Source organism: Prevotella sp. HMSC073D09 (genome assembly GCF_001814145.1).
Taxonomy (GTDB): domain Bacteria; phylum Bacteroidota; class Bacteroidia; order Bacteroidales; family Bacteroidaceae; genus Prevotella; species Prevotella conceptionensis.
Genome location: NZ_KV815135.1, coordinates 1 through 253, shown reverse-complemented (window position 1 = coordinate 253; position 253 = coordinate 1). Strand labels below are relative to the sequence as shown.

The 253-nt window shown below is 58.5% G+C and carries 1 protein-coding gene; it reads left to right on the top strand.

The window, feature by feature from the left end; translation table 11 throughout:
• Positions 1 to 253 (top strand): hypothetical protein (locus HMPREF2955_RS16685; RefSeq protein ID WP_139145567.1); only part of this gene is annotated, 253 nt, incomplete at both ends.

The following is a 253-nucleotide window of genomic DNA, read 5'->3' as shown; positions in this document are numbered from 1 at the left end:
CCCAAGACGTTCAGGGCAGTGCGGGAAAGAACCTTGCCACGTCCGTATCATTGTATGGCAGTGCGGCATTCTCCTTCAAAATCCACCTGCTGTTCCTGAAGCTGACGATCACTCCACACGTAACCGCTGCTTGGTCCACTGGCGTTAGCCGCACGGAGAGCGCTTTACTCGACATTGACGGCGACGGCTTGCCCGACTTCGTTGAAAGTGCAGGCCCTGATGCGCTTGTCGTTCGCCGCAACCTCACCGGCCG